The following is a 7,764-nucleotide window of genomic DNA, read 5'->3' as shown; positions in this document are numbered from 1 at the left end:
CTTGATTTCCGGCACCAATAAAAGCTATATTGATTCGATCGGAAGGTGCTACGTGCCCATTCTTGCCCAATGCCGAGGCGGGAATAATGGTAGGCGCCGCAATAACGGCTGAGGTTGCTGTGGTGACTTTTTTTATAAATGCTCTTCTACTGTTGTTGTTCATGGTAAGTGGTTGCTTTCTCTTTATGTAATTGCTTGATCAATAGTGCAAATGAATTATACTAAAAATAAAATAATCAACCGCCATTCCCAAATTTTACTTTTGACAAACGATTTACAAGGTTGTATTCGTTGAGTACATAGTGATATCATCTTCATTATGGTACAAAAACAAATATTGGTAATAATTCTGGTAGTGGCGGTAATCGTCATTAGTAGTTGTCAGCGGGATATAGTTTGCTGGGGAACGGCGGAAACGTTGCAGTTTAGTCTAGTAGATCCCGCGGGAGCACCGATCATAACTACCACTGACACCAATGCTGTAGTAGTTACTTATCTCAGCATCAATAACTCAGTCAGTACCGTACCCGATATATGTATTGCTGAAACCATCAACCAAGGATTATTTAGTATTTCTTCAGCTGAAATGGTGGATCTGGCTCATCAGGATAGCAGCTTACTGTTTACGCTAAATTACGATGGTCAGACACTAGGTGAGATTTCCCTAGATACGTACGAAGATAATACCGGGTGTGATCCGTGGTATGTCACTTCAGCTCTACTTTTTAATGGCAATTCAGTAGAACAAAACTCAATAGGAATTTACCTTATTGAGATAAGCCGTTAGCTAGCAGGTACACACCAAAGAGGGTAGCCTGAATAAGACTACCCTCAGTTTACTCCACTGCTAATTCACTTCATTACTGAAGTGCCAGAAAGAGCTTTCAGAATATCGTATTGATCTGCATTTTTGCTAAAACTGGATAAAGCGAAGAGCGCGTTCGCCGAACTGAGAAATGTACAGCCGCCGCCGAGCTGTATCAGCCGCAATACCATTCGGGTTAGAAAAAGTAGCCTCGGCTACTAGACCATCACTACTGCTATTGGCACCAGTTCCTGCCAGCGTGCTTATTTGACCATCCATCGTTACTTTAAAAATCTTATTATCGCCAATCCCAGTGGCGTAAATGGCCCCTTCGAATAAGGTGATATAGCCGATAGCAAAAAACTCTACCAAGTCAGGAATTTGGACAATAAGGCTGATATCTCCGGAACTAGAGTCTACTCGGTAAATTGATCCATCGTAGAAATTGGCGGTAATAATATTACCAGTTTTATCAATATCAACGCCTACACAACCAAGCAGGCGATTATCTTGAACCACTACGGAAACCGTGCCATCGGAAGCGATTTTGTGAAGTAGCGGACCAGCGAAGTTAGCGATGTACAGATTATCATCATCGTCTACGGCAATTCCTGAAGGCCAACCGGAAAGCGTAGCTATTTCGCTGGTGTTTCCACTGGGGGTTACCCGGACTACTTTGCCGTCGACTCCATCGCCACCATTCTCGTGGGTGAAATAGAAGTTGCCCTGGCTATCCATTCCGCCTCCCATTGGGGCTACAAATCCGGTAGCCTTCTCGCTGACTGTTCCTTCGGGAGTAACTGAAAATACGTTCGTCCCTAAACCAATTTGTAAATCATTATCAAATGCGCCAAAGTCAGAGGCGACAATGGTTCCGTCTGGTGCTACAAATAAACCATCACTAGCGGCAAAGTCGGGGACGAGGGTTTCTACTAATAATTCTCTGTTAGAATCATCTTCGGTACAGGCAAAGACTCCCAGGATAAATGTGAATAGAAGAAAGATTTGTGAAAATTGTTTCATGGGTTCAGTGAGATTAAGTTTCCCCAAAACACTGAAAACCAGGCTAAGAACGCGCCTTACTCTTCACAATTGCGGGTTTCTGTACCCATCGCTACTCCTATCGTTCACAAATTGGGAAGGAGTAAATCCGGTTTCTGCTTTAAAAGAGGTATTGAACGCAGATTTAGAACTAAATCCTGAATCAAACGCTAAACCAAGTAGTGTTTTTTGTTCGTACTCTTTATTGTTCACCCTGTGGACAAAAGACTGTACCCGATATTTGTTTACAAATTTGTAGAACGTGGTCTGATACACTTGATTCAGCAGCCAGCTTAGGTTGTTCGGTGAAGTATCTATCATATCCGCCAGTTTCTTGAGCGTAAGATCGTCTTGTAAGTATACATGCTCCTCTTCCATATAGAACTGAAGCCGTTTCTTTAGCCGCTGCACTGTAACGAGGTCTAGTCGGTCGCGCTTTACGTTAGCTTTAGGATATACATATACCCGAAAAATTTCAGGTTGCCGCAGACTGTAGTACCGAATAAGGTAGGTGAGAGTAGGAATTGCTACCCAGAAGGTATTATAATTTAGCACTGGCCAATAGTTTTGAAAAATATAAACGGAGATAAAACTAATAAGCCAAAGCAGACCGAGAATACTCAAAAATCCTACAACAATCATAGCGAATGGTAGGGCTGTTTGAGGAAATGAGAGTTGTTGATCCTTTAGTCGCCGGTAGGTTTGAGTGAGCTTGAAAATTCGGAAAAGGTATACAAATAGTGAAATTATACCCCCGGCCTCAACCGCAAAAAAGAGGTATTGAAAAGAATCTCCTTGGTACAATTGAGCAAAATGCTTCGAATCTAAACTAAGTGTCCAGAGAAAGAAACAGAGGTTTAGGAAGGCCGGTAAATATTCCCAGACTCGGAGCGTTGGTTCATCAGCTTTTTTCAGGAACAACTGACGAAAGTAACTGTATAGCCAAGGACCAAACAGAAAGATAGTGGTATCGGCCAGAATAGCGAATCGCCACACCCAAAGCTCCTGAACGCGGAACAAAGCAATGCGCCCGAAGAGCATGATTACCGCAATGAGTAAACAACGGGTTAGCAACCGGTTGGCTTCCACATTGCGGTTTTGCAACGACTGCAAAGCTATTACCAGAAACAACCCCTGACTAATGCCTAGGAACAGCAGGATGTCAAAAAATGAGTACATAAGAGCGATAAGTCCAACCGTGAAGATAATAGTCCGCATGGGAAGAAACGCCCGTTTGTACCCAAAAAGCCTTGCTGAGAGCTTAGTTACTGTCTCCGGTACGTCTCCGAAGTTCGTCAGAAGCGGTACCGCGCCGGCGAGCTTGTTTGATTTTTTGGTTACCGAATCGGTAAGAAAGGTTCAGGCGAATAACTCGCGATTCCCACTTATTAAACACATCCGTATTGATGTCGCCCTGCTGAATACGTACCCGGTTTTCTCGGATGTTAAAGATATCGTTCCAACTGGCTTGCGCTATAAAACGCCCCCAGGTTTTGGATAAACCCGCGTCAATCTGATACTGTTCGCTAATCTCAAACATGCCCCACAGGGTAGGAGAGTTGTAGAAGCCACTTACTTCTAGTTTGATATTGCCGGGTAGAGAGAAAGTGTTTTGTACCCGAGCGTTATAACTAAACTGACTTTTATCAATCTGTTCGCCCTCAGAGAACGGCGACTGAACGTCGTTGTAGAATCCGGTAGCGTTTAGATTAAGTACCCACCAGTCGTTTAGTGGAAGTGGTGCTGCAATATTCACACTATAGTTTTCAATCAGGTCAAGATTGGTGGTGGTTTGGAAAGTAAGCTGGTTTGCTTCGTCTTGCTCCAGTACCTGCGTGATGGCATCGTTGGTTCGGTTGTAGTTCAGCGTGACGAATACTGCGTTGCGGTAGCCGTAGGTCAGGCCAAAAGCATTGGTGTACTGGGGATTTAAAAAGGGGTTGCCTCGCTCAAAGGTGAATCGATCTAAAAAGAACTCAAACGGGTTGAGGTTGCCGTAGTTAGGCCGATCAATTCGGCGGCTGTAGGAAAGTGATAAGCTGTACTGATCTTGTTGAGTATAAGAAACGCTAGCACTCGGGAACAGATTAAAATAATTTTGCTGCACTGTGCTATCCAGGGTTACGGAGTAGCCTTGAGAATAGGTATTTTCACCGCGAAGCCCGAGCTGCATTTGCCATTGCTCTCCCCACTTTTTTTGTACATTGGCGTAGGTTGCTAAGATATCTTCCTCGTACTGAAACTGATTGCTACGCTGCGGATCAAGCACGAACGCATCGTCTTCTTGGGTACGAAAATTCAGTAGGTTGTCAGTAGTCACTGAACTGGTTTTAGCTCCAATTTCCAGCCCCCAATCACCGAAAATAGTCCGACTGTAGTCCGCCTGAAACGCTAAGATATCAATATCAGAATCGGTGGCCGTGCGAACCAGTAGGGGAGGCTCAGTCGTAGAGCCTTCGTTACTGAAGTAAAAATTATCGTTGCTTTGGTAACTATCACCCTTCCACTGAGAATAGTCAGCATCGAGGGTTAGCTCACTATTGTCTTGCCACTGGTGCTTAAAGTTTAAATTGTAGGTTAGGTTGTTCCAATTGTTGCGATTACGGTTTTGGGCATTTAAGCCATCGTAAGGATTATTATACTCGCCACCCAGGCGAGTAATATTATCCCCCCGGCTGTTCCAGTTGCCAACGTTACCGTTTACTAGCACTCCTAAAGTACTGCGTTCGCTAATAAACCAGTCGGCCCCGCCCCGAAAGTTATTGCTCCGTACCCAACTAACTTGATCGGAGGTTTGGTCAAAGGTGGTTATTCCTTCCAGAGTAGGAAGGCGACGGAAGATGCTGTTGATTTGATAGCGTTTGTTGTAGAAATAGCTGTAGTTACCAAATACATTAATAGCGCCTTTGCGATAATTCAAGTTTACGCTAGGTGAGGCTTTGGGATAGCGACCGTAGCCCATATTAAATCCTACTTGACCATTAAGTCCCATGGCGGCCTGCTCTTTCCGGACGATATTGATAATCCCAGCGTTGCCTTCAGCGTCGTACTTCGCCGGCGGGTTGTCCATGATTTCGATTTTCTCGATGTTTTCTGCTGGGGTGCTTTCTAGCAGTCGCATTAGATCACTATCGGATAAATAGGTGGGTTTGCCGTCCAAATAAATAAGTACGTTTGATTTTCCTTTCACGCTCACATTTCCGTTTTGATCGACGATCACTCCGGGTGATTTTTCCAGTACCTCCTGAGCGGTTCCATTCTGGAGAATAGGACTAGACTCTACGTTGAGAACGATGGCGTTAGAAGTAACTTCAATCATGGGTTTAGTCGCAGAAACGACTACTTCTCCCAGCTCAGTGGTAGCTTCTGAAAGCTGAATGTTAGCGAGTGACTGGGGTATCTGTTCGGTAGTAAATACTTCGGAGAAAAAGCTTTGGTAGCCCACCATCTGGGCAGATACCCGGTAAGTGCCTTCTTTAAATGCTAACTGATAGGCCCCGGTAGTATCAGTTACACTACCTTTAATTAAGGAAGAATCTGCCGATGATAGTAATAGAACATTAACATAAGGTAGTGGTTCATCCGCTTGATCGCGAACGTGACCCTGTAAACTGGCAGTAGATTGGGCTGATAGAATTGAAAAGGAAGAGAAAATAGCGCAAAAGCTAATAATCACTAAACGAAAAATATGCATGAGTTGAGTATATTTCTTAGAAAGAAGTGTATAGTACTATGTATTGCCCACTACACAACAATGGTACCAATTAGGAAAAATACTTTAAGCTAGCTTAGAGACATTGTTTGCGCTTACAAACTGTTCATTATCGAACAAAGCTGTTCAGCACCGTACAGAAGTTCAAGTCGTAAAGTGAATGCTGAATATTTAGGACTGCGTTAGAAAGGTGAGTGAGAATAACCCCCGGCGTTTTGGCTTAATTCGAGTCGCCACTATAAATCTATCTACAGATGTATCGTAGGCTTTTAGTACTTGGATAGCCCTCTTCTTCTTAGTCGATAAGATTACTACCTGCCCTAGATCAACCAGCGGTTTACTCTTTTCCTTTGCACTCTCATCGGTCTTAACCCCGCCGCTTAGAGCTCCTTTGTAATTGACCTCAATCAATTTCGCATCCGTTTGGCTTATCAGAGAGTTGCTGTCTTCATAAAAAACTCTAAGGCTTCCGTCAAAGATATATCTATGAAACGAAAGGAAGACTCCTTGATCCAAAATAATTTTTCCTGAAATATTTGAAAAACCTATTGATTAAAAAATCGGAGAGCTTCGTTATATTTGTAAACTACTAATGAAGAAAAAACTATGAAAACCTATCGATCAATTAAGTCATTAATCAGTATTCTTTCCGTTGGCATTCTACTATCAACAGTAGCGTGTGATAACGATGATGAAGTAACGGACTTTGTACTTACCGAATTTTCCATAAACGGACCGGATGAGGTATCTCCTGGTGATACCACTACTTTTTCTACCAGCAAGTACGAAGGTGAAACCTATGCCTGGACAGTACCCGCAAACGGTGCTACTATTGTATCTGGTGCGGGCACTTCAACAATCGCGGTGGCTTTCACGGCGGCGGGCAGTGGTGATATCACTGTGGCCGCCCGGGGGATTAGCGGTACCACTACCGTAACTGTAGTGAGTGCTGCTCCGATGGCAACGGTTACTTTGCCCAGTGATACCGTTTTGACAGCTGGTGCGACTTCTAACGTGCTAATCAATTTTGACCAGCCGATTGAAACTGCCCCTCAAGTAGTTGTGGTTCCAGCTAGCGGCACCAGTGCTGGAGAGGCGGTCAGTGCCGTAACCCGTGTAGATGATCGCACTTTTCAGGTAACCTATACGGCTGGGAATGGCGATGGAGTGGATAAAATTAACGTAGACAATGCCGTAACAACTGCCGGATTCGGATCTTTGGCTATGGATACTATTGCCACCTTTGACACGTACCGCACCGACAACACCTCGGCTACCGGAAGACTTACTGCTTCGCTCACTCCGGTAGACAGTACCACTACCAGCACCCTTACGGTGACGTTCAGCGAACCCCTTCGCACCGAGAGTGCCATTACCGTATCGGTGGTCGGAGCAGCCCAGAACTACGTAACAGATGCCGAGATGACCACTACCGATGGACAGGTTTGGACGTACGCCTTTCAGCCCGAAGGGGGAACCACCGAACTGGCCACCGTATCCGTGAGTAACTTGTCCACAGACTTAGCTGGTAATGCCACCACAGTAGTTGATCCAATTACTATTCAAGTCAAGAATTGACAAAGTGAATTGCTCAGCACAATAAAAAGAACAAAAAGCACACTAACGCAAATGAAGCGTAAAACCAACTTACAGAAGCTACCAATGTCTTGGTAGCTTCTGTTTTTTTATCTCGATAGTATTAGCGTAAGCTCTACGTCATTACTAATTAACAAGGCTTAATCGTATTTTCTGCTTTCGTGTAGTTGTCACAGTATCCACTCAAAGTGAAAGCTCTAAAGAAGCAACCAGAATATAGCTTCCATGCTGTTCAGTGCCATACAGATTTTAGTCGTAAATTGAGAGTTGAATACTCAGGACTGCATTAGAAAGGTGAAGAAAAATACTGCGATAGATCGTAGCTGTAAGATGTCGCCCAATAAAACTTTAAAAGCCAAATAAAATTCTTGAGATCCTTTAATGGTAGCGACAAGAAATTAGTAGTACTCACTTCTAGCGTAGTAGAATATTTTAGCGTTAACGATATTGAAATACTTATACCAATTGTTCTACTTATCAATATGCCTGAGTTGCCAGTTTTACGCTAAAGTCAATTATTATTCTATTTATCTTGCACCTATAAGACTGTAAACTATTAGGGATGATTCAAGGAAGTTGAATAGCAAGTGTTAGTTAAGCTGCGCTATAC

The 7,764-nt window shown here is 43.7% G+C and carries 7 protein-coding genes; 2 read left to right on the top strand and 5 right to left on the bottom strand.

What is annotated here, in order from left to right; all coding sequences use genetic code 11:
- A partial coding sequence (locus WBA23_RS13170) for a twin-arginine translocation signal domain-containing protein (RefSeq protein WP_424582739.1) occupies window positions 1-163 on the bottom strand: 163 nt, incomplete at its 3' end.
- Between the two features lie 156 nt (window positions 164-319).
- Between WBA23_RS13170 and WBA23_RS13165 the strand changes: the two genes are divergently transcribed.
- Entirely contained in the window at window positions 320-787 is a 468-nt protein-coding gene (locus WBA23_RS13165) for a hypothetical protein (RefSeq protein WP_424582738.1), read from the top strand.
- A 126-nt stretch (window positions 788-913) separates the two neighbouring features.
- On the opposite strand, the gene WBA23_RS13160 is transcribed toward WBA23_RS13165, so the two are convergent.
- The 4 genes from WBA23_RS13160 to WBA23_RS13145 all read right to left on the bottom strand — a co-directional run bounded on the left by WBA23_RS13160 (window position 914) and on the right by WBA23_RS13145 (window position 5,969).
- Window positions 914-1,828 (bottom strand): hypothetical protein, encoded by a 915-nt coding sequence (locus WBA23_RS13160; protein ID WP_424582737.1) that lies wholly within the window; start codon window positions 1,826-1,828, stop codon window positions 914-916.
- 63 nt (window positions 1,829-1,891) lie between these two features.
- On the bottom strand, window positions 1,892-3,064 hold the full coding sequence (locus tag WBA23_RS13155) for a helix-turn-helix domain-containing protein (RefSeq protein ID WP_424582736.1): 1,173 nt from the start codon (window positions 3,062-3,064) through the stop codon (window positions 1,892-1,894).
- Window positions 3,065-3,107: 43 nt separating this feature from the next.
- On the bottom strand, window positions 3,108-5,540 hold the full coding sequence (locus tag WBA23_RS13150) for a TonB-dependent receptor domain-containing protein (RefSeq protein ID WP_424582735.1): 2,433 nt from the start codon (window positions 5,538-5,540) through the stop codon (window positions 3,108-3,110).
- A gap of 189 nt (window positions 5,541-5,729) precedes the next feature.
- A complete protein-coding gene (locus WBA23_RS13145) occupies window positions 5,730-5,969 on the bottom strand; it encodes a hypothetical protein (RefSeq protein ID WP_424582734.1) in 240 nt (79 codons plus the stop codon).
- A 195-nt stretch (window positions 5,970-6,164) separates the two neighbouring features.
- Between WBA23_RS13145 and WBA23_RS13140 the strand changes: the two genes are divergently transcribed.
- A complete protein-coding gene (locus WBA23_RS13140; RefSeq protein ID WP_424582733.1) occupies window positions 6,165-7,136 on the top strand; it encodes a hypothetical protein in 972 nt (323 codons plus the stop codon).
- Window positions 7,137-7,764 lie beyond the last annotated feature (628 nt).

Origin of the sequence: Tunicatimonas sp., from assembly GCF_049647865.1 — a bacterium.
GTDB lineage: Bacteria > Bacteroidota > Bacteroidia > Cytophagales > Cyclobacteriaceae > Tunicatimonas.
This window is presented reverse-complemented; position numbering and strand designations above follow the sequence as displayed.

What these genes read in the sequence shown, in the direction of transcription:
- WBA23_RS13140 (WP_424582733.1), top strand. Translation starts at nt 6,165, where the DNA reads ATGAAAACCTATCGATCAATTAAGTCATTAATCAGTATTCTTTCCGTT.
- WBA23_RS13160 (WP_424582737.1), bottom strand. Translation starts at nt 1,828, where the DNA reads ATGAAACAATTTTCACAAATCTTTCTTCTATTCACATTTATCCTGGGA.
- WBA23_RS13155 (WP_424582736.1), bottom strand. Translation starts at nt 3,064, where the DNA reads ATGCGGACTATTATCTTCACGGTTGGACTTATCGCTCTTATGTACTCA.
- WBA23_RS13150 (WP_424582735.1), bottom strand. Translation starts at nt 5,540, where the DNA reads ATGCATATTTTTCGTTTAGTGATTATTAGCTTTTGCGCTATTTTCTCT.
- WBA23_RS13165 (WP_424582738.1), top strand. Translation starts at nt 320, where the DNA reads ATGGTACAAAAACAAATATTGGTAATAATTCTGGTAGTGGCGGTAATC.